Origin of the sequence: Alloyangia pacifica, from assembly GCF_003111685.1 — a bacterium.
Classification (GTDB): domain Bacteria; phylum Pseudomonadota; class Alphaproteobacteria; order Rhodobacterales; family Rhodobacteraceae; genus Salipiger; species Salipiger pacificus_A.
In genome coordinates, this window is record NZ_CP022189.1 from 2,354,788 (window position 1) to 2,377,020 (window position 22,233).

General features: G+C 65.6%; 20 protein-coding genes. 4 read left to right on the plus strand and 16 right to left on the minus strand.

Going from position 1 to position 22,233, the window contains the following annotated elements; genetic code table 11:
- Window positions 1-99: 99 nt before the first annotated feature.
- The 6 genes from dxs to CEW88_RS11380 form a co-directional block, all read right to left on the minus strand.
- Window positions 100-2,025, minus strand: a complete 1,926-nt coding sequence (gene dxs, locus CEW88_RS11355; protein WP_108966876.1) for a 1-deoxy-D-xylulose-5-phosphate synthase — start codon at window positions 2,023-2,025, stop codon at window positions 100-102.
- Between the two features lie 17 nt (window positions 2,026-2,042).
- The gene (locus tag CEW88_RS11360) at window positions 2,043-2,912 is read right to left on the minus strand and encodes a polyprenyl synthetase family protein (protein WP_108966878.1); all 870 of its coding nucleotides are present in this window, start codon (window positions 2,910-2,912) and stop codon (window positions 2,043-2,045) included.
- Between the two features lie 6 nt (window positions 2,913-2,918).
- On the minus strand, window positions 2,919-3,161 hold the full coding sequence (locus CEW88_RS11365) for an exodeoxyribonuclease VII small subunit (RefSeq protein ID WP_108966880.1): 243 nt from the start codon (window positions 3,159-3,161) through the stop codon (window positions 2,919-2,921).
- Window positions 3,158-4,084, minus strand: a complete 927-nt coding sequence (locus tag CEW88_RS11370) for a histone deacetylase family protein (RefSeq protein ID WP_108966882.1) — start codon at window positions 4,082-4,084, stop codon at window positions 3,158-3,160. The genes CEW88_RS11365 and CEW88_RS11370 overlap by 4 nt, the downstream gene beginning before the upstream one ends.
- Before the next feature lie 99 nt (window positions 4,085-4,183).
- Entirely contained in the window at window positions 4,184-4,888 is a 705-nt protein-coding gene (locus CEW88_RS11375; RefSeq protein WP_108966884.1) for a response regulator, read from the minus strand.
- A complete protein-coding gene (locus CEW88_RS11380) occupies window positions 4,885-5,397 on the minus strand; it encodes a MarR family winged helix-turn-helix transcriptional regulator (RefSeq protein ID WP_108966886.1) in 513 nt (170 codons plus the stop codon). The genes CEW88_RS11375 and CEW88_RS11380 overlap by 4 nt, the downstream gene beginning before the upstream one ends.
- Window positions 5,398-5,552: 155 nt before the next feature.
- Between CEW88_RS11380 and CEW88_RS11385 the strand changes: the two genes are divergently transcribed.
- Window positions 5,553-6,422, plus strand: coding sequence for a branched-chain amino acid aminotransferase (locus CEW88_RS11385; protein ID WP_108966888.1), 870 nt, complete (start codon window positions 5,553-5,555; stop codon window positions 6,420-6,422).
- A 108-nt stretch (window positions 6,423-6,530) separates the two neighbouring features.
- Here the strand turns inward: CEW88_RS11385 and CEW88_RS11390 are convergent, their stop codons facing one another.
- The 5 genes from CEW88_RS11390 to CEW88_RS11410 form a co-directional block, all read right to left on the minus strand.
- A complete protein-coding gene (locus CEW88_RS11390) occupies window positions 6,531-7,781 on the minus strand; it encodes a PAS domain-containing protein (RefSeq protein ID WP_108966890.1) in 1,251 nt (416 codons plus the stop codon).
- 116 nt (window positions 7,782-7,897) lie between these two features.
- Window positions 7,898-9,085: an ABC transporter permease gene (locus CEW88_RS11395; protein ID WP_108966892.1), complete on the minus strand. Its 1,188-nt coding sequence runs from the start codon at window positions 9,083-9,085 to the stop codon at window positions 7,898-7,900.
- 5 nt (window positions 9,086-9,090) lie between these two features.
- Window positions 9,091-10,734 carry an ABC transporter permease gene (locus tag CEW88_RS11400; protein ID WP_108966894.1) on the minus strand — a complete coding sequence of 548 codons (1,644 nt, stop codon included), beginning with the start codon at window positions 10,732-10,734 and terminating at the stop codon, window positions 9,091-9,093.
- 89 nt (window positions 10,735-10,823) lie between these two features.
- Window positions 10,824-11,936: an extracellular solute-binding protein gene (locus tag CEW88_RS11405; RefSeq protein ID WP_108966896.1), complete on the minus strand. Its 1,113-nt coding sequence runs from the start codon at window positions 11,934-11,936 to the stop codon at window positions 10,824-10,826.
- A gap of 121 nt (window positions 11,937-12,057) precedes the next feature.
- Window positions 12,058-13,161: an ABC transporter ATP-binding protein gene (locus CEW88_RS11410; protein WP_108966898.1), complete on the minus strand. Its 1,104-nt coding sequence runs from the start codon at window positions 13,159-13,161 to the stop codon at window positions 12,058-12,060.
- A 474-nt stretch (window positions 13,162-13,635) separates the two neighbouring features.
- Here CEW88_RS11410 and argE point away from each other — a divergent pair, with 474 nt between their 5' ends.
- Window positions 13,636-14,799, plus strand: a complete 1,164-nt coding sequence (gene argE, locus CEW88_RS11415) for an acetylornithine deacetylase (protein WP_108966900.1) — start codon at window positions 13,636-13,638, stop codon at window positions 14,797-14,799.
- A gap of 77 nt (window positions 14,800-14,876) precedes the next feature.
- On the opposite strand, the gene CEW88_RS11420 is transcribed toward argE, so the two are convergent.
- Together CEW88_RS11420 and ribA are read right to left on the minus strand one after the other, a co-directional pair.
- On the minus strand, window positions 14,877-15,383 hold the full coding sequence (locus tag CEW88_RS11420; RefSeq protein WP_108967778.1) for a L,D-transpeptidase family protein: 507 nt from the start codon (window positions 15,381-15,383) through the stop codon (window positions 14,877-14,879).
- A gap of 32 nt (window positions 15,384-15,415) precedes the next feature.
- Window positions 15,416-16,507: a GTP cyclohydrolase II gene (ribA, locus tag CEW88_RS11425; RefSeq protein WP_108966902.1), complete on the minus strand. Its 1,092-nt coding sequence runs from the start codon at window positions 16,505-16,507 to the stop codon at window positions 15,416-15,418.
- Between the two features lie 211 nt (window positions 16,508-16,718).
- Between ribA and CEW88_RS11430 the strand changes: the two genes are divergently transcribed.
- Both CEW88_RS11430 and CEW88_RS11435 read left to right on the plus strand, forming a co-directional pair.
- Window positions 16,719-17,405, plus strand: a complete 687-nt coding sequence (locus CEW88_RS11430) for a response regulator transcription factor (RefSeq protein ID WP_095880623.1) — start codon at window positions 16,719-16,721, stop codon at window positions 17,403-17,405.
- Between the two features lie 548 nt (window positions 17,406-17,953).
- Window positions 17,954-18,742 carry a hypothetical protein gene (locus CEW88_RS11435; RefSeq protein ID WP_254694393.1) on the plus strand — a complete coding sequence of 263 codons (789 nt, stop codon included), beginning with the start codon at window positions 17,954-17,956 and terminating at the stop codon, window positions 18,740-18,742.
- 110 nt (window positions 18,743-18,852) lie between these two features.
- Here the strand turns inward: CEW88_RS11435 and pnp are convergent, their stop codons facing one another.
- The 3 genes from pnp to CEW88_RS11450 form a co-directional block, all read right to left on the minus strand.
- The gene (gene pnp / locus CEW88_RS11440; RefSeq protein ID WP_108966906.1) at window positions 18,853-20,994 is read right to left on the minus strand and encodes a polyribonucleotide nucleotidyltransferase; all 2,142 of its coding nucleotides are present in this window, start codon (window positions 20,992-20,994) and stop codon (window positions 18,853-18,855) included.
- Window positions 20,995-21,269: 275 nt separating this feature from the next.
- Window positions 21,270-21,539 (minus strand): 30S ribosomal protein S15, encoded by a 270-nt coding sequence (gene rpsO / locus CEW88_RS11445; RefSeq protein WP_108966908.1) that lies wholly within the window; start codon window positions 21,537-21,539, stop codon window positions 21,270-21,272.
- Window positions 21,540-21,692: 153 nt separating this feature from the next.
- Complete coding sequence (locus CEW88_RS11450) at window positions 21,693-22,217, minus strand: DUF1643 domain-containing protein (protein ID WP_108966910.1); 525 nt, start codon at window positions 22,215-22,217, stop codon at window positions 21,693-21,695.
- Between the last annotated feature and the right edge of the window lie 16 nt (window positions 22,218-22,233).

Here is a 22,233-nt window from a genome sequence, read left to right on the forward strand (position 1 = left end):
GCGAAGCCAGAGTGGGGGCGCCGCCCCCCGCCCCACGGGCTCACCCCCTGGGGTATCTTCTCGGTAGAAGAAAGGCGGAGGTGCCCGCCCGGGCTGCGGTCAGGCGCGCTTGTTGAGGACGTCGACGCCGAGAGTGGTGAGGACCTTTTCCTCGATCTGTTCGGCATTGAGACCGGCCGTCGCATACATGTCGGCGGGGCTGGAGTGGTCGATGAAGGTGTCGGGCAGCACCATCGAGCGGAACTTCAGTCCGTGGTCGAAGACGCCCTCGTCCGACAGCAGCTGCGCAACGTGGCTGCCGAAACCGCCGACCGCCCCCTCCTCAATGGTGAACAGCGCCTCGTGGTCCTGCGCCAATTGCAGGATCAGCTCGCGGTCGAGCGGCTTGGCGAAGCGGGCGTCGGCGACCGTGGGAGAGATGCCCCGCGCCTCGAGTTTCTCGCAGGCCTTGAGCACCTCCTGCAGCCGAGTGCCAAAGCTGAGGATCGCCACCCTGCTTCCGCTCCGGATCATCCGGCCCTTGCCAATGGGAAGGATCTGCGGGGTCTCGGGCATCTCGACGCCCACGCCTTCGCCGCGCGGGTAGCGGAACGCGATGGGCCCCTCGTCATGCGCGGCGGCGGTGGCGACCATATTGACCAGTTCGGACTCGTCGGCGGCGGCCATGACCACCATGCCCGGCAAGTTGGCCATGAAGGCGACGTCATACGCGCCCGCGTGGGTGGCGCCGTCGGCGCCCACCAGCCCTGCGCGGTCGATGGCGAAGCGCACCGGCAGGCGCTGGATCGCCACGTCGTGCACCACCTGATCGTAGCCCCGCTGCAGGAAGGTCGAATACATGGCGCAGAAGGGTTTCATCCCGCCCGCCGCGAGACCCGCGGAGAAGGTCACCCCGTGCTGCTCGGCGATGCCCACGTCGAAAACGCGGTCCGGGAAGCGCTCGGCCATCAGGTCGAGCCCCGTGCCGTCGGGCATGGCGGCGGTCACCGCACAGATCCGCGGATCCGCGGCGGCGAGCTGCGTGAGGGCTCTGGCGAAGACCTTGGTGTAGGCTGGCGCATTGGAGGGTGCCTTCTTCTGCTCGCCGGTGACCACGTCGAACTTGGCGCGGGCATGGCCGCGGTCGGCCGAGCCCTCGGCCGGGGCATAGCCCTTGCCCTTTTTGGTCAGCACGTGGATCAGGATCGGTCCGGTGGCCCGCGCCTTGACCGCGCGCAGCACCGGCAGCAGCTGGTCGAGGTCGTGCCCGTCGATCGGGCCGAGATAGGAAAAGCCCAACTCCTCGAAGAGCGTGCCGCCCACCGTCATCGACTTCAGCAAGTCCTTGGCGCGCTTGGCACCCTCGCGGAAGGGCGGCGGCAGCAGGCTCACAGCACCCTTGGCGGCGGCCTTGAGATCGTGGAACGGCGCCTCTGCATAGAGCCGGCTGAGGTAGGACGACATGGCGCCGGTCGGCGGCGCGATGGACATCTCGTTGTCGTTGAGGATGACGATCAGCCGCTTGCCGAGGTGGCCAGCGTTGTTCATCGCCTCGAAGGCCATGCCCGCCGACATCGAGCCGTCGCCGATCACCGCGATGGCATCGCCAAGCCCGGTCTCGCAGGAACCGCCGAGCTCGCGCGCCATGGCAAATCCGAGCGCGGCACTGATCGAGGTCGAGCTGTGGCCGGCGCCGAAGGGGTCATAGGGGCTCTCGGAGCGTTTCGCGAAGCCCGACAGCCCATCCTTCATGCGCAGCGTGCGGATGCGGTCGCGGCGGCCGGTGAGGATCTTGTGCGGGTAGCACTGGTGCGAGACGTCCCAGATCAGCTTGTCTCGCGGCGTGTCGAAGACCGCGTGCAATGCCACCGTCAGCTCCACCACGCCGAGCCCGGCCCCAAGGTGACCACCCGTTTCGGAGACAGCCGAAATGGTTTCGGAACGCAACTCGTGGGCAAGCCGGATCAGCTCGTCATCCGAGAGCCGCTTGAGATCGGCGGGCGTGGTCACACGGTCGAGCATGGGAGTCTCGGGGCGGGAGGACATAGGGTGCACCTCTGGCGTCAGTTGCTGCGGGAGATAACGAAGCGGGCTGCGGCCCGCAAGTTTTCCGCCCGGTCTGCATAGGGAGATAGTGCGTCGCAGGCCTCGTCCACCAGTTGCTGCGCGCGCAGCTTGGCGGCGTCGAGTCCCAGCAGCGAGACGAAGGTGGCCTTGCCGCGCCCGGCATCCTTGCCCACGGCCTTGCCCATCATCGCCGCATCGCCTTCGACGTCGAGGATGTCGTCGGCGATCTGGAAGGCAAGACCGAGCCGGTCCGCGTAGGCGGTGAGCGGCGCCGGGTCGACCTCGGCCAGCCGCGCGCCGGCCTCTGCAGACCAGCGGATCAAAGCACCGGTCTTACCTGCCTGCAGCGCGGTGATCTGCGCCAGGTCCAGCGGCACGTCGGTGGCCTCGGCGGCCATGTCGAGCGCCTGCCCCATGACCATGCCGCGCGCGCCCGCGGCGCGGGCCAGCGACAGCGCCAGATCGGCGCGCACCGCGCCCGAGGGATGGCAACGCGGGTGGCTCACCAGCTCGAAGCCGAGCGCCTGCAGCGCATCCCCGGCGAGGACCGCCGTCGCCTCGTCCCACTTGCGGTGCACCGTGGGCAGACCCCGGCGCAGGTCGTCATTGTCCATGCAAGGCAGATCGTCATGCACCAGCGAATAGGCGTGCACGGCTTCGATGGCGCAGGCGGACCAGATCGCGTGGCCCTCGGGCACCCCGTGCAGCCGGGCGGATTCCAGCACCAGATAACCGCGCAGCGCCTTGCCGCCGCGGGTGGCATAGCCCATGGCCTCGACCACCGGCAGTGCCTCGTGCTCGTCCAGGACACTTTCGAGGTGGGCGGCGACTGCCGCCGCCGCACCGACCAGGGATTGTGCGAACATGGAGGGTCAGAGCCCCTCGACCGGCTTGGTGCCCGTGGGCTCGCCGTTCGCGTCGAGGGTGATCGCGGCGACCTTCTCCTCGGCCGCCTTGAGCTTGGTCTCGCAGTGCTTCCGCAACTCGCTGCCGCGCTGGTAGAGCGCAATCGACTCCTCGAGCGGCACCTCGCCGCGTTCGAGCTGGGTCACCACCTGCTCGAGCTCCGCCATTGCCTGTTCAAAGCTCATCTCTGCGACGGGGGTGTCAGTCATCTGCCTGCCTCGATCAATTCTTCTACGTGCACCCGGGCCGAGTCCGCGAGCGCGCGCAGATCATAACCACCTTCGAGAAGCGAGACCACCCGCCCCTGCGCGGTGCCCTGCGCGATCCGGCAAAGCTCGCGGGTGAGCCATTCGAAGTCCTCCTCGCGCCAGTTGAGCTCGGCCAGCGGGTCGTCGGCATGGGCGTCGAAGCCGGCCGAAATGATGACGAGCTCGGGACGGAAGGCCTCGAGCCGCGGGAAGGCCTGTGCCGCGTAGGCGGCGCGCATCTCCGCGCCTCCGCTGCCCGGCGGCAGGGGGAGGTTGAGCACATTGTGGTGCCCGCCGGTCTCGTCGGCCGCGCCGGTGCCGGGCCAGAGCGGGTATTGCTGCGAGGTGACAACCAAAGCGCGCGGCTCATCCCAGAGAAGGGCCTGCGTGCCGTTGCCGTGGTGCACGTCAAAGTCGACGATGGCGACGCGCTCCAGCCCGTGGTGGTCGAGCGCGTGTTTCGCCGCGATCGCCGCATTGCCGAAGAGGCAGAAGCCCATGGGCGTCTCGGCCTCGGCGTGGTGGCCAGGCGGACGGGTGGCGCAGAAGGCGGTCTTTACCTCCCCCGCCAGAACTGCATCCACCGCCCGCACCGCTCCGCCGACCGCGCGCCGCGCGGCCTCCAGCGAACGCGGCGAGAGCCAGGTGTCCTCGTCGAGCGGGATCAGCCCTTCGCCGGGCAGCGCCCCGCTCAGCCGGTCGAGATAGGCCTGAGGGTGCACCCGCAGGATGTCGCGATCCTCGCAGCGCGGCGCAGCTAAGCGCAACAGATCAAGCCCCTGCAAGGCGTGCAGCACGTGGTCGAGCCGGGCCACCTGTTCGGGGTGGCCGTCGGGTGTCAGGTGGTCGAGACAGTCGGCATGGGTGATCAGCGCGCAGCCCATTGTGGCCCTCCTCCGGTTGTGGGTCCGAGGCAGCAGAGCGTGATTCCTCTGCAGGGACAAGGGCAGGTACGCCGGCAGGCGGACCCCCTCCTGCTGCGGTCAATCAGGCGCCAGCATGTATCCCGCGCCGCGCACGGTCTGCAGATAGCGCGGTTGCTTGGGATCGCTCTCGATTTTACGGCGCAGGCGGGTGATCTGCACGTCGACCGCGCGCTCCTGCGCCTGACCCTTGTCGCGGCCCAGTTCCTCGACCAGCCGCGTGCGGCTCAGCGCCTCGCCGGGCTTGGCCGAGAAGATGCGCATCAGCTGGCTCTCGGTCGCGGTCAGCCGCACCAGGTCGTCGCCGTGCCACATCTCGCCGCGCTCGATGTCGTAGCGGATCGGGCCGAGGGTCAGCAGCTTGGGCTGGATCGCGTCGGCGGCGGGGCTCTCGGGCATGCGGCGCAGGATCGCGTTGATCCGCAGCAACAGCTCCTTGGGCTCGAAGGGCTTGGCCAGGTAGTCGTCCGCCCCGGCCTCGAGCCCGGCAATCCGGTCCTCGGTCTCGCCCCGGGCGGTGAGCAGCATGATCGGCGTGTGGCGGGTCTCGCGAAGCGCGCGGGTGAGGCTGATGCCGTCCTCACCGGGCATCATCACGTCGAGCACGATCAGGTCGAAATCGAGCCCCGCGAGAAGCCGCCGCGCATGCGCCGCGTCGCGCGCCGCGCTGACAAGAAAGCCGTGGCGGATCAGGAACTTCTGCAGTAGGCTCCGGATGCGTTCATCGTCGTCGACGATCAGCAGATGCGCGTCTGGATCGCTCATCCGCGGTTCTCCCGGAGCCGCTGGTACTGGCGCTGCATCTCGGGGTCCATCATCGCCTCGAGCACCTGCTTGAAGCCCGCCACCGCCTCGGGTCCGACCTGCCGGTACGCCGCCCGCATCCGCGCGCGCTGCGCGTCTGAGAGCTGCTTTTCCAGCGCGTCCCCGGCCTCGGTCAGGTAAAGATGGCGCTCGCGCTTGTCGGCGCGGCCAACCCGGCTTTCGACCAGCCCGTCCTCGACCAGCGTGCGCAGCACCCGGTTGAGCGATTGCTTGGTGACCCCGAGAATATTGAGCAGGTTGTTGACCGTGGTGCCCGGCGCGCAATGGATGAAATGGATCGCGCGATGGTGGGCCCGACCGTAGCTGAGCCCCTGCAGGATGCGGTCCGGGTCGGCGGTGAACCCGCGATAGGCGAAGAACATCGCCTCGATCCCCTGCCGCAGCTGCTCATCCGTCAGAAAGAGCAGCGACTCACCGCCCAGAACCTGACTTGCCGACGCCTCTGCCATGAAACCCTCTGCGTTCGTTTTCTGCACTTTAAGTCAGCGTTGTTGACATTCCAAGAGCGAACTGTTAGCGAGTCGCAGTTTTTGCGCAACATTATGTCCGAGGCGGACCTAAAGAACGCAACTAATGCAAAGCGCCTGTGTGAAGGAGATGACCCATGGACGGAGCTTTCGACGACCGCGACGGCAAGATCTGGATGGATGGCCAGATGGTGGAATGGCGAGATGCCAAGGTTCACGTCCTGACGCATGCGCTGCATTACGCGAGCTCGGTCTTCGAGGGCGAGCGGGCCTACAACGGCAAGATCTTCCTCGGCCACGAGCATTCCAAGCGGCTGCATTTCTCGGCCGGCGAGCTCGATTTCCAGATCCCCTATTCCGTTGAAGAAATCGACGCGGCCAAGGACGCGGTGCTGAAAGCCAACGGCTTCACCGATGCCTACGTGCGCGCTGTCGCATGGCGTGGCGCGGGTCAGGACATGGGCGTCGCCTCGGCGCGCAACCCCGTGCGCCTGGCGATCGCGGCATGGGCTTGGGGCAACTACTACGGCGACGCCAAGATGAAGGGCGCCAAGCTCGACATCGCGAAATGGAAGCGCCCGAGCCCGGAGACGATCCCCGTGCACGCCAAGGCAGCGGGCCTCTACATGATCTGCACCACCTCCAAACACGCCGCCGAAGCCAAGGGCTGCTCGGACGCGCTCTTCATGGACTACCGCGGCTACGTGGCCGAGGCGACCGGCGCCAACATCTTCTTCGTGAAGGATGGCGAGGTCCACACGCCGACGCCCGACTGCTTCCTCAACGGCCTGACCCGTCAGACGGTGATCAAGCTTCTGAAGGAAAAGGGCATCACGGTGCACGAGCGCCACATCCTGCCCGAGGAGATGGAACGCTTCGAGCAGTGCTGGCTGACCGGCACTGCCGCCGAGGTGACCCCGGTCGGACAGATTGGCGATTACACATTCGAGGTTGGCGCGCTGACCCGCGACATCGCCGAGACCTACGAAAAGCTGGTCCGCTCGTAAGCGGCCGCTCAGGGGGGATCACCCCCGCCCCCGGGTTTCGCATCCCGACAACGGCCCGCGCCCCGCGCGGGCCGTTTGCCTGTGCGACGGTCGCCGGAATGCGTTAGGTCAACTCATCGCGCGCAGCATCGCCGTATTTGACTGGATAACCGTGTTCAGCTCGACGATCCGGGCGAGCCGCGCCTCGATTTCATCCTGCCCCGCGTCGAGTTGGTCGACGATCCCGGCCAGAGAGTCCCCGGTGCCGCTGAGCGCCGCGCTCTCGATCTTGCACATCATGCGCGTGGAGCTGAGCCCGGTGACATAGCGCTTCATGTCCAGCACCGACCGCCCGAGCCGCGTCGCCTCGATCTCGACGACCTTGAGCGCGTCGATCGCCGCCTTCTGAAAGACGATCTCCTCGGCGATCAGGGTTTCCTTGTCCCGGATGACGTCCTCTTTCGCGCTGGCATGGCGCACATCCTCCTGGAAGATCGCCGACATCTCGGCCTGCAGGCTGCCGGCATAAACGAGAAACTGGCCCTGCTGAATCGTCGTCAGCATGCGCATGTAGGTGCTGTCCTCCCCCTCGACGAAGCCGCGCACCCAAGCCGCCATTTCGTCGAGCATCGAGCCGTAGTTGACCGAGATGGCGCTGATCGGCCCACCAGCGTTTTCCAGCCGCGAGGCGAGGATGCGCATGTTCATCGGCACCGTGCGGATCGCCTTGATGATCTCGGTCATCCGGTCGGTTTCCTCGCGGATTTGTAGGATGGTCTTGGCCATGGTCATGAAGCGCAACTGCCGGGGGCCGAGCTTGGTGCCCATGCGCTGCGCCCGGGCCTCCAGCTCCTGCGCGAGCGCGGCGGTCATGAATCCCTCGTAGGACGTGTAGCCAAGCTCCGCGACCTCGGCCAGCAGCATGTCCTTGCTGCGGGCCGGGGTGGCCCCCTGTTCGGTCTCCGCTTCGCGCAGGCGAGAATAGATTTCCTTCACCCGGTCGAGAAGACCGCAGCAGGGTTTGACCCGGACCGAGATATACCCCCCCGCGATCGGCCAGGCCACGGCAAGCACCCAGTAATAGCGCCCGTCCTTGGACTTGTTCTTCACGTAGGCGGCGACGTAATCCCCTGCCTTCAGCTTGTCCCAGTAGAGCTGGAACACGCCCTTGGGCATGTCGGGATGGCGCACGAGCTTGTGCGGCGCGCCTTTCAACTCCTCCCACATGTAGCCCGAGATCTTCCGGAACACGCTGTTGCCGTGAATGATCACGCCGCGTTCGTCGGTGCGCGAGAAGAACAGGTCCTTCAGATCGAAGGGCACCTCGCCAACGGCGCTGTTGCGGGTTTGCGCGATAAGCTGGGAATCGTGTTGGGTCATGGGGGCCACGCGACTGGGAGTGAATCTCCGCGCAGCTTGCCCCGGCACCGGTTTCCGAAACGTGAAGAGCCGCGGTGATCCGCGGCTCTCCAGCGTTCTTTCGCCTGTACCAGCGCTCAGCCCGGCGACATGCCCCGCAGGCGCTCGGAGCGGCGGCGCAGCATCTCGACCGTCGCCAGCAGCAGGATCGAGATCGCCACCAGCACCGTCGCCGCCGCGAGGATGGTCGGCGAGAGCTGCTCGCGCAGGCCGGTGAACATCTGCCACGGCAGGGTCTGGAGCTCGGCCGAGCCGATGAACAGCACCACCACCACCTCGTCGAAGGAGGTGATGAAGGCAAAGAGCGCGCCCGAGATCACCCCGGGCAGGATCAGCGGCATCTGCACCCGGAAGAAGGTGGTCACCGGGTTCGCGCCCATGTTTGCCGCCGCCCGCACGAGGCTCCGGTCGAAGCCGACCAGCGTCGCTGTGACGGTGATGATCACAAAGGGAATGCCCAGCACCGCATGCGCCAGAACCACGCCCCAGAGCGTGCCGACGATATTGATCTTCGAGTAGAAGAAATACATGCCGGTGGCCGAGATGATCAGCGGCACGATCATCGGCGAGATCAAGATGGCCATGATCGCGCGCTTGCCCGGAACGTGACTTTGCGACAGGCCGATGGCCGCCAACGTGCCAAGGCTCACCGAGATGATCGTCGCCAGCGGCGCGATGATCAGCGAGTTCTTCACCGCGCCGGTCCATTCGGGATTGGTGAAGAAGTCCCGGTAGTGTTTCAGCGAGTAGCCCGCCGGATCGAAGCGCAGCATCTCGGGGGTGAAGGTGAAGAAGTCCTCCGCGTTGAACGAAAGCGGCATGACCACCAGGATCGGCGTGATCAGGAAGACGAAGATCGCGCCGCAGATGACGCGGAAGCTGTAATGCCAGAGCACCTGTCCCGACGACAGATAGGGCACCAGCGGCACCCGGTAGCGCCCAAAGCCGATCCAGTAGGTGAACCAGCCGAAGAACCAGCCGAAGAGCACTCCGACAAGGCCGCCCGAGACGCCCCCGCTGAGAAAGCCCAGCAGCGCGAAGACGACGATGATGCCCCAGCGCAACGGCTTTTCCAGCTCCTTCGACAGCGACATGGCGGCAAAGGCGAAGCCGGCCATGACCAGCGCGCCGAGCAGGATGCCGAGCAGCACCGAGCCGTTGGCCGCGCCGATGAAGACCCCGGCGAAGGCCCCCGCCGCGGCGAGCACCGGTAGGGTCAGCGACAGGGGTTTCTTGATGGCGGGCGTGAGAATGACGTTGCTCATGGCCGTTACCCCAGCTTCACGTTGTCGATGCCGACGATGCGGTCGTAGGCCCAGTAGAGGATCAGGACCACCGCCAGCAGGATCGAGCCGAGCGCGGCCGCGAGGCCCCAGTTCAGCGACGTCGAGATATGATAGGCGATCCGGTTCGAGATGAAGGTACCGGTGGTGCCGCCGACGATCTCGGGGGTGATGTAGTAGCCGATGGCGAGGATGAACACGAGGATCGACCCCGCGCCGATGCCCGGCACCGATTGCGGGAAATAGACCCGCCAGAAGGTCGTCCAGTCGGTCGCGCCCAGCGATTTCGACGCCCGGACATAGGTCTTGGGGATCGTCGACATCACCGAGTACATCGGCAGGATCATGAAGGGCAGCAGGATGTGGGTCATCGCCACGATCGTGCCGAACTGGTTGTTGATCATCGTCAGGCGACCGTCATCGGCAACCAGTCCGATCCACACCAGCACATCGTTGATGACGCCCTGCTGCTGCAGCATGATCTTCCAGGCCGAGGTTCGCACCAGAAGCGAGGTCCAGAACGGCAGCAGCACGAGGATCATCAGCAGGTTCGCCTTGCGCGCCGGCAGGTTCGACAGGATGTAGGCCACCGGGTAGCCCAGCAGGATGCAGCTGCAGGTGATCACCAGGCTCATAAACAGCGTGCGCTTGAAGAGCATGATGTAGATGCGCTCGTTCTCCGGGCGCGCCTCGGCACCGTCCGGCGTGAGTTTCATGTCCACCGAGTTGAGGAAATAGCCCGAGGTGTAATCGGGCGCGTAGAGCTTCAGCGTCCGCCAGATCTGCGGCTCGAGCCAGTCCTTGTCGATCTCGCCGAAGCCGTCCTTGAAGCTGACGGTCTCGAAATCGGGGCTGGCCACCAGCGCGGCGGCGGCCTTGAGCATGTCGGCGTGGGGGCCGGCGTAGCCCGACACGTCCTGCGTCGAGAGGTCCTGGTAGAGGGCGGTGTGCACCGCCGACCAGGGCTCTTCGTCGAGCAGGGAGTCCCCCTCTTCGCGGTGGGTGTAATTCGCGAAGATCTCATATTGCTCGGCGGTGCGCGGCAGCAGCTCCTCGACGCCGTCACGCAGCGCGAATTTCGGCAGGCGCTCGCCTTTCTCCCAGGCGGCTTCCTTGGCGAGCCAGTCCTCGGAGCCCATCATCTCGGCCCAAGTCTGCGCGTCGTCCCAATTCTCGTCGAGATCCTCGAACTGATCCTGATAGAGCTCACCGATGTCGTCGAGCCCACGGCCCGACTTGCGGAAGAGCGACGATGCGCCTGTCTGTTCGTAGTTCAGGCGCGAACCGAGGCGGGTGTGCTCCTTGCGTTCGGCGGCCACAAACAGATCGTAATAGGCATCTTCGAACACCTGGTCGGGCGGCAGGCCCGTGCCGTCCCAGTCGTAGAGCGCCCTGGTGGTCGTGGGCATCGTGTTCGAAACAATCTGGTTCTCAACCGAGCGGAACAGCATGTCCCCGATCGGCGCGATGAAGGTGACCAGAACGAAGATCAGCAGTGGAGCGATGAGCGCGAGGGCTCGCAACTTCTGCACGCGCAACGCCCGAGACAGGCTCTTTTTTAGCGGCGTGCCATCCGCGGCCAGCATGGGCCCGTTGGCACCTTTCTCCGGGACATCGGTCGAAGCTGTCATCCTACCCCCTGCGGGTCTGTTTTTATTAGATTATGGGTCTTTGAGTGCAGAGAGGGGCCATGCGGCCCCCCTCCATGTCGCGTCTGCGCTTATTGCGCGAGCCAGGCCTGGAACTTCGCGTCGATGTCGTCGCGATAGTCCGCCCAGAACTCGTAGTTGTAGAGCAGCGTGTTCGTCGCGTTTGCCGGATCGGTCGGCATATGCGGCGCCATGTCGATGCCCAGGTCGGCGTGCTGACCGACAAGCGGAGCGGACGACTGGCGTGCCGGACCATAGGAGATGTAGGCGGCCTGATCGGCCAGACGCTGGGTGTCGGTGGCGAACTTCACGAAGTCCTTCACGCGCGCCAGAGCGGCGTCGTCAAGGCCTTCGGGGATGATCCAGCCGTCGAGATCGAACACCTGCATGTCCCACATCATGGCGACCGGCTGGTCCTGCTCCTCGATCACCGAGAACAGGCGGCCATTGTAGGTCGAGCCCATGAAGACTTCGCCGTCCGCCAGAAGCTGCGGTGTGTCGGCACCAGCGGACCACCACACGACGCTGTCCTTGATGGTGTCGAGCTTGGCGAGCGCCTGGTCCTGGCCTTCCGGGGTAGCCAGAACGTCGTAGATCTCGTCCTTGGCCACGCCGTCGCAGTACAGCGCCCATTCCATGTTGTTGATCGGGCGCTTCTCGAGCGAGCGCTTGCCCGGGTAGGTCTCGAGATCAAAGATCGAGCAGATGTCCGACGGCGCATCCGCGCCCTCGGGCACCATGTCGGTGCGGTAACCGAAGGTGGTCGAATAGACGATCTGCGGGATGAAGCAGTCGGAGACGATCATGTCGCCGAAGTCGTCCTCGGCCGAGGTGCCGTCATCTGCCTCGGCGAGCAGCTCGTCGGGATCGTATTCCATGGCGAGGCCTTCGTCGCACAGGCGGATGGCGTCAGAGGCCACGACGTCGACGAGGTCCCAAGTGATGTTGCCGGCCTCGTTCATCGCGCGCAGCTTTGCCACGGCTTCGGCCGAGCTTTCATCCCAGGAGATGTTCACCTCGGGGTGCATTTCCTTGTAGGGGTCGGCATAGGCCTTGATCTGGCTCGTCTGATACGCGCCGCCCCACGACACGAGGGTCATGTCGTTGGCCATTTCCTGCGCGGAGACGGCGCCTGCGGCAACCGTGAGCGCGGTGGTGGCCAGGAGGGTCTTGGTCCGTTTCATCTGTAACTCCCTTAGATAGCCCGTTGTGTATTGTGGGTTCCAGGACACGGGCAAACCGCCGGAACCTTTCCGGTCCGCACCGCCCGCCCACTGCAAGGGGGACAGCGCGGGCAGAGTCTCGTCAGTTGGCGTCGAGCGCTCGGCAATCCTCGGGCAACCAGCCGATCTCGATCTCGGTGCCCGGGGTCAGGCGTACCTGGTCGGGCGCGTTGCGTGTCTTGATGACGAAGTCGCGGTTGCCGGCCACTTCGAGCCGAGTGCGGAAGATGTCGCCCATGTAGATGAACTCGAGCACCTTGGCCTTGAGCGTGTGGGCGCCTTCTTGCAGGCGGTCCTTGTTGTATTCGACGCGCTCGGGGCGGATCGAAACACGAGTACGCTCGCCGACCTTGGTCACGTTGACCGGCTTGGCGTCGATCACCTCGCCCCCGTCCAGCTTGACCACGCAATTGTCGCCCCTGATCTCGGCGATGGTGCCCTCGAGTGTGTTGTTCTCGCCGATGAACTGCGCCACGAAGCTGTTCTCGGGCTGCTCGTAGAGCTGATCCGGCGGGGCGAGCTGTTGGATGCGCCCGTCGTTGAAGACGGCGACGCGGTCAGACATGGTCAGCGCCTCGGTCTGGTCGTGCGTCACGTAGACCACGGTGATCCCCAGTCGGTGCGCCAGGTCGGTGATCTCGAACTGCATCTTCTCGCGCAGCTGTTTGTCGAGCGCGCCGAGCGGCTCGTCCATCAGCACCAGTTCGGGCTCAAACACCAGTGCGCGCGCCAGCGCGATCCGCTGTTGCTGGCCGCCCGAGAGCTGCGCCGGGCGGCGGCCGCCGAAGGCCCCCATTTCGACCATGTCGAGGGCCCGCTTGACCTTGGCCTCGCGGTCCGACTTGCCGATCTTGCGCACCTCGAGCGGGAAGCTGAGGTTCTCGGCAACGGTCATGTGCGGGAAAAGGGCGTAATTCTGGAAGACCATACCGATGCCCCGCTTGTGCGGCGGGATATTGTTGATCGACACGCCGTCGAGCTTGATCTCGCCATGGGTGGCGGTCTCGAAACCGGCGAGCATCATCAGGCAGGTGGTCTTGCCTGAACCCGACGGTCCCAGCATGGTCAAAAACTCGCCCTTGGGCAGGCTCAGGTTCAGATCTTTGACGACAAGGGTCTCGCCATCATAGCTTTTCTGCACGCGCTCAAAGGCGACAAAAGCGTCGCTTGTCCCGGTATCTGGCAAATCCGGCTCCCCGTTTTGTGTTCCGCGGATTTTTCTCCGCTGTCTTGCGTAGGATAAGAGCGCGTCCAGACCCATGTTGCAACCGTGTTGCCGGGAACGCGAAGAGATTCGCGTCTTTGCAGGACCATCGGGCACAAATGCGTCCCTTCGCAGCAAAAAATCGTCATGACACATTGCTCAGCAGGCCGATTACCTCCGGCTTCCGCGGGGTCACGAATGGCGCCTGAACCGAAATTTCGATGAAAATCAGCGCAGAATCGCCGTGACCTCCGGCGTAGCGGCCCCGCAACCGCACATTTCAAGAGCAAAAGGCGAGAAAAACGCCATATCTTCGTGTCCTTCCGAGCAGAGCGAAACGCCGGCCTCTGCGTCCCCTGAAACGCCCCCGGTACACACAAGGGATTGGGCGCCTTCTTCCTCTTCGCGGGTCGCAAGAGGTTTGACCGGGCGTCCGTCCCTGCTAAGCCTTCGGTCATGAGCCATCTTCTGCCCGCCACCGAGGAGCACCTGAAGCACCTCATCGCCTGCCCGACCGTCTCGAGCGAGAGCAATCTCGCGATGATGGCCATGATGGGCGATCACCTCGAGCACCTCGGTGCAAAGGTCGAGATTTTCCGCGACGCGACCGGCACCAAGGCCAATATGTTTGCCACGCTCGGCCCGGACATCCCCGGCGGCGTGGTGGTCTCGGGGCATTCCGATGTGGTGCCGGTGACCGATCAGGACTGGAGCAGCGACCCCTTCACCTTGACCCTGCGCGACGATCACCTCTACGGCCGTGGTACCTGCGACATGAAGGGCTTCATCGCCGCCGCGCTGGCCTTGGCCGAGCCGGTCTCGAAGATGACGCTGCGCCGCCCTCTGCATCTTTGCTTCACCCATGACGAGGAGGTCGGCTGCCTCGGCGCCCGCGCATTGGTGCCCGAGCTACAGCGCCGCGGCCACGCGCCGCGCATGGCGATCATCGGCGAGCCCACCGGCATGCGGCTGATCGAGGGGCACAAGGGCTGCTGCGAATACACCACGCGGTTCTCGGGGCTCGAGGGCCATGGCTCCGCCCCCGACCGCGGCGTGAACGCGGTGCTCTACGCGCTGCGCTATACCCAGCGGCTGATGGAGATGGCCGAGGCGCTGAAGGCCCGCGCGCCGCACGGCAGCCGCTTCGATCCGCCTTGGACCACGGTGAACGTCGGCCGCCTCGCCGGCGGTGTCGCGCACAACGTCATTCCCGGCAAGGCCGAGGTCGATTGGGAAATGCGCCCGGTGCAGCCCGGCGACGCCGAGTTCGTCAACGAGGCGCTGGCCCATTGCATTGAGAATGAACTGCTGCCCGCCATGCGCGCCGTGCACCCCGACGCCGAGATCACCACCGAGGTGATCGGCGAGGTCGCCGGGCTGATCCCGATGGAGGACAACGCGGCGCGCGATCTGATCTCCCGCCTCACCGGCAGCAATTCCGCCGACGTGGTGCCCTTCGGCACCGAGGCCGGCCTGTTCCAGCAGATGGGTCTGTCCGTGGTGGTCTGCGGCCCCGGAGAGATCGCCCAGGCCCACAAGCCCGACGAATTCGTCACCCGCGGTCAGCTGGCGCAATGCCTCGGCCTGCTCGAAGGCATCGCCCACAGCCTCGTGGCCTGAACGGGCCCGCGGCCGCTTTCTTCGCCGGCACAAGATTTCCCATGGCGGCACGGGGTGTGCCCCCCGCTGCTGCTGCCTCAGCCCGCGCGCCAGCCGTCCAGCGGCTCGGGCACCACGAGCCGCGTGCCCGGCAGTATCCGCCCGGCAATCGCCCGCAGATCGCCCGGCGCGAAACCGACGCAGCCTGCCGTCGGATAGCCCGGCCGCCGCCACTGGTGCAGGAAGATCGCCGAACCGCGGCCCGGTTCGGCCTCGGGCCAGTTCCAGTCGGTGATCAGCACGAGATCGTAGAGCGGATCGGCCCGTCGCAGGGTTTCGTGGCTGGGTGCGAAAGGTGCCTGCACCAGCTGGTTATAGGCCGGCGAGCCACTGTCGTCGCACCAGAGATCGCGCAGCCGGATCGGCTCTGCCCAGAAAGCGGGCCGCGCCATGCGGTCGGGCCGGTAGAGCATGGCGACCACGCGGTGGACGCCGACCGGCGTCGCCCCGTCGCCCTCACGCTTGCAGGCCCGCACGCCGCCGCGCCCGATAACGCAGGGCCACGTCCGCCCCGCGAAACGCAGACCGGCGCGGGTCAGCACCAGGTCGTTCGCCCCCACACGCACGCCCGCGCCGCTCACAGCAGGTGCCCCGACTTCTCGGCCTTGGTGGCAAGATAGCGTTCGTTGTAGGTGTTCAGCCCCACCTTCAGCGGCACGCGCTCGGCGACGGTGATGCCGCAGCGCTCCATCATCGCCATCTTGTTTGGGTTGTTGGTCAGCAGCCGCACCGCGCCGAAGCCCATCTTGCGCAGGATCTCCGCGCCGAGGCGGAAGTCGCGCTCGTCATCCTCGAAGCCCAGCCGATGGTTCGCCTCGACCGTGTCGAAGCCCTGATCCTGCAGCGCGTAGGCGCGCATCTTGTTGGCCAGCCCGATGCCCCGCCCCTCCTGGTTGAGATAGAGCAGAACCCCTGCCCCCTCCTCTCCCATCTGCGCCAGCGCCGCATTGAGTTGCGGGCCGCAGTCGCATTTCAGCGAGCCCAGAAGGTCGCCGGTGAAACAGGCGGAATGCAGTCGCGAGAGTACCGGCTTGGAACGATCCGGGCGGCCGATCTCGATGGCGTAATGCTCGTCCGAGCCATCCTCGGGCCGGAAGATGTGCAGCCGGGCGTTCTGCGCAGCGCGCAGCGGCACCTTGGCCGAGACAACGTGATCGAGCCGCGCCAGCGTCAGCATGTAGGGGCCTGCCGGGTCGGCCTCGACGACGGTCAGCATCTCGCCCTGCGCAAAGCCTTCGGGGTCCTCAAGCGGCAGGATCAGGGCGGCGGGCAGCAGCCGCGCCGATTTCACGAGGGTGATCGCCAGCCGGTGCAGCCCGGTGTCGCCGCCCCGGCGGGTGGCGAGCGGGCCCTTCATTGGCTTGGCCAAGTCATCCGCCGGATCGGCGATCGATTGCACCCAGTCGAGCCCCGCATCGCCCGGAAGGATCACCCGCGCCAGATCGCCGTCATAGGCCCGCGCCTTCAGCGTTTCGGCCCGGCGCGCGGTAATGGTCAGGTCAAGCTCTCCCGGCAGCGCCCGCAGCACCGCCAACCGCGCCGCCGAAACCGTCTCGGCCGCGATCACCAGCGCGCCGCCTGCCCGCGCCTTCAGCACCACCGGCACCCCCATGCGCAGGTCGGCGCGGGCACGGGCGAGCAATTCTCCGAGATCGGGCGCGAGGGACATGGGCGTCTTCCTGTCTGGGCCGCGACAAGCGTGGCGGATGGTACACCCAGGCCAGCCGGCCCGGGAAGGCGTTGAAACAAAGCAGCTTCATTGCTGTAACAAAAGCCATTCTGCAACACGAGAGCGTGAGAACCCTGCAGCAAAACTTGTTTGTCCCCCCTTACGCTTACATGTGCCCCAGCAAGACAGAGACGGCACGACGGAGAGGCAAATGGCCCAGATCAAGAACATCCTTCTGGTGGACGACGACGACGACCTGCGCGAAGCGCTGGCCGAGCAGCTGGTCATGACCGAGGATTTCGAGGTGTTCGAGGCCGAGACCGGCGCCGCCGCCATGGCGCGGGTGAAGGAACAGGTCTACGACCTGCTGATCCTCGACGTCGGCCTGCCCGACACGGACGGCCGCGAGCTGTGCAAGCTGATGCGCAAGCAGGGGGTCAAGTCGCCCATCCTCATGCTCACCGGCCATGACACGGATGCCGACACCATCCTCGGCCTCGACGCTGGTGCAAACGACTATGTTACCAAGCCTTTCAAATTCCCGGTGCTGCTGGCCCGCATCCGCGCGCAGCTGCGCCAGCATGAACAGTCCGAGGACGCGGTCTTCACCGTCGGCCCCTACACCTTCAAGCCGTCGATGAAGCTGCTGGTGACCGAGGACGACCGCAAGATCCGGCTGACCGAGAAAGAGACGAACATCCTCAAGTTCCTCTACCGCTCGACCGAAGGGGTGGTGCCGCGCGAGATTCTGCTGCACGAAGTCTGGGGTTACAACGCCGGGGTGACGACGCACACGCTCGAGACCCACATCTATCGACTGCGGCAGAAAATCGAACCCGATCCCTCGAACGCACGTATTTTGGTCACAGAATCCGGGGGTTATCGGCTCGTTGCCTGACGAATCGGCGGAAATGTCACGTCATAGCGGTTTTCCGCCAATCTTCGTCTGCTCGCCCATTGGTTGACACTGTACTTGGTGATACTCTGACCTAGCCTTTCGGATAGGACTCCTCCCGTCGGTCAGGTCCCTCAACAGTTCCCGTGGCATGTGCGGGTCATCACATGCACCTCCCTGTTGGACTGGGCCGGGCCACGCGCCCGGCCTCTTTTTTGCAACGGCTCCGGCTCTTTGAAACCTGTCCGGCTCCGGGTTCGTCGACAGACCGCACATGTAAGCCCAGCGTGTTCCAGCCCAAAGCTCAACCCGCCAGCTGCCTGCGCCTCGGACCCCGAAACCCTGCGGAGTCCGAAGCGCATCCCAGCCATTGTCGTGCAAATTCCGTGAGTGGCGTCACGACGGCTTGCCCTTTCGATCTGCGTCGAAAATCGTTAAAAAAGCGCGAACGAGGGTGAGATTCCCCCGCCACGCATGGTGAATCCCCCCGCAGCTTGCCGTTGACGCACCAGATGATAGAAGCCCGGCGCTCTGGCCGGAAAGGACTCAGTTTGACCGACACGCCCCGACGTCTCGAACATCCGAACTTGAACGCGCAGCTCCTGCATTGGTGGATGCGTGACTACGATCATGTCTTCGTGGTGCTCAACCCCTTCTTCCGCGTGCCCGGCTTTACGCCGGAGACCACCGCCTGGGGTCCGCTGCGCAGTGAGGCGACGACACCGCAGGAACTCGAGGCGCTGCTCGAGAGCCTTGGCGGGCCGCAGCCCGACCAGGCCCCCGAGGCCTTCGATGAGATCATCAAGACCACCGGCCAGCCGGTGCGCTGGGACATGATCGCCCAGGCGCTTGGTGTCAGCGACTTCCGACATTTCGCACGCATGGTCTGGCTCTGGGTGATCGGGGCCGAGCCGCCGGATCTCGATGCCACGCTTGTCTCACGGATCGCGCGGCACTGCCGTCAGGAAGGGCTCTACAAGCCGGAGGAGGACTGGCTGCCGCTGGTCCTCGAGCCGATGCTTGTGCCCTATTTCGAGGCGCTCCGCCTCGACGAGGTCACCCTCTGGGACGAGACCCGCACCTCCTCGCTGGACTGCCCGGTCGAGGCGCTGCACCGCGACGAGCCGCCGGTGGCCCTGATGGATGCGCCGATTTCGGCGATCTCGGCGCCCGGGCTGCTGCTGAGCTGGTCGCAGGACCAGGTGACCGGCCTACTGGCCCTCACCGAGGAGATGCGCCAGAAAGTCGACCCTGCGCGTCACCTCGAAGGCTTCTGGGCCGGAGCGGGCACCTCGTCTCTGGTGCTGGATCAGCCTCGGGCCCCTGCCCTGCTGCACTGAAGCCGGACACGGGCGCCGCGCGCCGCGGCGAGTGCCCCCCCCCCAACAGAAACCGCCCCGACCGAAAGGCCGGGGCGGTTGTGCATTTCAGCGAGGGCCGAGGCCGCGGATCACTCCGCGGTCTCTTCCTTCTTGTCCGCTGCCAGCTCTTCGCCGGTTTCCTGGTCGACCATCTTCATGGCGAGGCGCACCTTGCCGCGATCGTCGAAGCCAAGCAGCTTCACGTAGACTTCCTGACCTTCCTTCAGCACATCCGACGGATGGTTCAGGCGGCGGTTCTCGATCTGGCTGACGTGCACGAGGCCGTCGCGCTTGCCGAAGAAGTTCACGAAGGCGCCGAAATCGACGATCTTCACGACCTTGCCCTTGTAGACGGCGCCCTCTTCCGGCTCTGCCACGATCGAGTAGATCATGTCATAGGCCTTCTGGATGGCTTCACCGTTGGCCGAGGCGATCTTGATCACGCCATCGTCGTTGATGTCGACCTTGGCGCCCGACACTTCGACGATCTCGCGGATCACCTTGCCGCCCGAGCCGATCACTTCACGGATCTTGTCGGTCGGGATCTGCATGGTCTCGATGCGCGGGGCGTGGACCGAGAAATCGCCGGCTTCGGTGAGGGCCTTGGCCATCTCGCCGAGGATGTGCATCCGGCCGTCCTTGGCCTGTGCCAGCGCCTGTTTCATGATCTCGGGGGTGATGCCCGCGACCTTGATGTCCATCTGCAGCGAGGTGATGCCGTTCTCGGTGCCTGCGACCTTGAAGTCCATGTCGCCGAGGTGGTCCTCGTCGCCAAGGATGTCGGTCAGCACCGCATACTCACCGTCGTCTTCCAGCACGAGGCCCATGGCCACACCGGCCACCGGCGCCTTCAGCGGAACGCCTGCATCCATCATCGACAGCGAGCCGCCGCAGACGGAGGCCATCGAGGACGAGCCGTTGGATTCGGTGATCTCGGACACCACGCGGATGGTGTAGGGGAAGTCGGTCGGTGCCGGCAGCACGGCCTGCAGCGCGCGCCATGCCAGCTTGCCGTGGCCGATTTCACGGCGACCCGGCGAGCCAACGCGCCCCACTTCACCCACCGAGTACGGCGGGAAGTTGTAGTGCAGCAGGAAGTTCGAGCGGAAGTTGCCGTGCAGAGCGTCGATGATCTGCTCGTCGTCGCCGGTGCCCAGCGTGGTCACGACCAGCGCCTGGGTTTCGCCACGGGTGAACAGCGACGAGCCGTGGGTCCGCGGCAGGACCGAGGTTTCCGACACGATCGGACGGACCTGGTCGAGCGCGCGGCCGTCGATGCGGCGCTTGTTCTTCACCACGTCCGAGCGCAGCACGACCGACTCGAGCTTCTTGATCGCCGAACCGAGGTTCGCGTCTTCGAGCTGCTCTTCGCTCAGCTGTGCCTTGATCTCTTCCTTGGCGGCCGACACGGCGGCGACGCGCGCCTGTTTGTCGGTGATCGCGTAGGCGGCCTTCATCTTGGCTTCGCCCAGACCCTTCACCACTTCGAAAAGCTCCGAGTAGTCGGGCGCCTGGAAGTCGAAAGGCTCTTTCGCGGCGGATTCGGCCAGATCGATGATCAGGTCGATGACGGGCTGGATCTGCGCGTGCGCAAAGGTCACGGCCCCCAGCATCTCGTCTTCGGTCAGCTCGTAGGCTTCCGATTCCACCATCATCACGGCGTCCTTGGTGCCGGCGACGACGAGGTCGAGACGCTGATCGGGGTTGTTGCGCAGCCCCTGCATGTCGTCGACGGTCGGGTTCAGCACGTACTCGCCATCGGTGTAACCGACGCGGCAGCCGGCGATCGGACCCATGAAGGGCACGCCCGAGATGGTCAGCGCGGCCGAGGCGGCGATCATCGCCACGACGTCGGGGTCGTTGACCAGATCGTGCGACAGCACGGTGCACATCACCAGCACTTCATGCTTGAAGCCGGGGACGAAGAGCGGACGGATCGGACGGTCGATCAGGCGTGCGGTCAGCGTCTCTTTCTCGGTCGGACGCGCCTCGCGCTTGAAGAAGCCACCGGGCACCTTGCCCGCGGCATAGTATTTTTCCTGGTAGTGGACGGTCAGCGGGAAGAAATCCTGGCCCGGCTTCGGTTCCTTCGCGAAGGTCACGTTGGCCATGACCGAGGTCTCGCCGAGCGTGGCGATGACGGTGCCGTCTGCCTGACGGGCAACCTTGCCGGTCTCGAGGGTGAGGGTTTCCTCGCCCCACTGCATGGATTTCGTCGTTACGTTGAACATGTAGCGTATCCTGTAAGGGAGCACTCCCGGCCCTCCGGGTCTCCCGTTCCTATGGTGGCCCCATTGCCACCGCTCCCTATCCTCTTGCATGTGCCCGGGAGCCAAAGGCGTCACGTCTCAGATGGGGCGCGCATACAGGAGAATCCGCCTTTTGGGAAGTGATAAGCGCGGCGCGCCCTCGGACAGGCCGGGGACCGCCCCCAGGGCGCAAGGCCCGAAACGCAAAACGCCCGCTCCAGAGGAGCGGGCGCTGCGACTTCCGTATCCTGCGCGGATCAGCGGCGAATGCCGAGGCGCTGGATGAGGTCGGTGTAACGTGCCTCTTCCTTGCCCTTCAGATAGTCCAGCAGCTTGCGGCGCTGAGCCACGAGCTTCAGAAGGCCACGACGCGAGTGGTTGTCCTTCTTGTGGGTCTTGAAGTGCTCGGTCAGGGTCGTGATGCGGCTGGTGAGGATGGCAACCTGGACTTCGGGCGAACCGGTGTCGCCTTCCTTGGTTGCGAATTCCTTCATCAGGCGGTTCTTTTCTTCAACGGTGATCGACATCGGGGTCTCCTTGAAGGTTTGAGGGATGGCACAAGCCGGGATGTCGTCCAGCAGGGCCCTTGGAGCGCTCCGGCCCGCATGGCCGGATGCGCGCGTATAGGGCGATTCAGGTGCGAAGGGAAGCCCGAAGTTCCCCGGCGCGGCCCATGGGGGTCACCCTGCGGCCGATCTAGCCTGCCGATGCCAGAGCCGCGGCTGCTGGCTGTAGGCAACGTAGAGCGGATGCCGCGGGTGCCCGTCCCTCGTCAGACCCAGCACATGCACGGCGCCAATGAGCTGCGCCGCGATCTGCGGCCCGCGTCCCATATGTGCACCGTGCATCCCCCAGCCGGCCAGCGTCATCCCCGCCTCGGCGTGCCAGCGCAGCAAGAGCGCGTCATTCTCCGGCCCCACCGGGGTCTCGGCGCGGCGCAATTCGGCCGGGGTCGGCGCGCGGAAGGCGAAGATATTGGCGATGCGCATGCCGCCGAAGCCCATCGCCTGCGCCCGCCGCTGGCAGCGCTCGATGGTGGGATCGTTACGCCGCTCGTCGGCCTTGGCAGGGTTGAGCATGACCCAGAGCAGAAAGGGCCCCGGCGTCTCGCGCCAGAGCCGTTCCAGCCCGTATCGATAGGTCCCGCAGTGCGAGTAGAGTGCCCGCGAGCGTGTGCCGTTGTCCTCGTGGCGCCGTTCGATCATGGCCACACTCTCACCA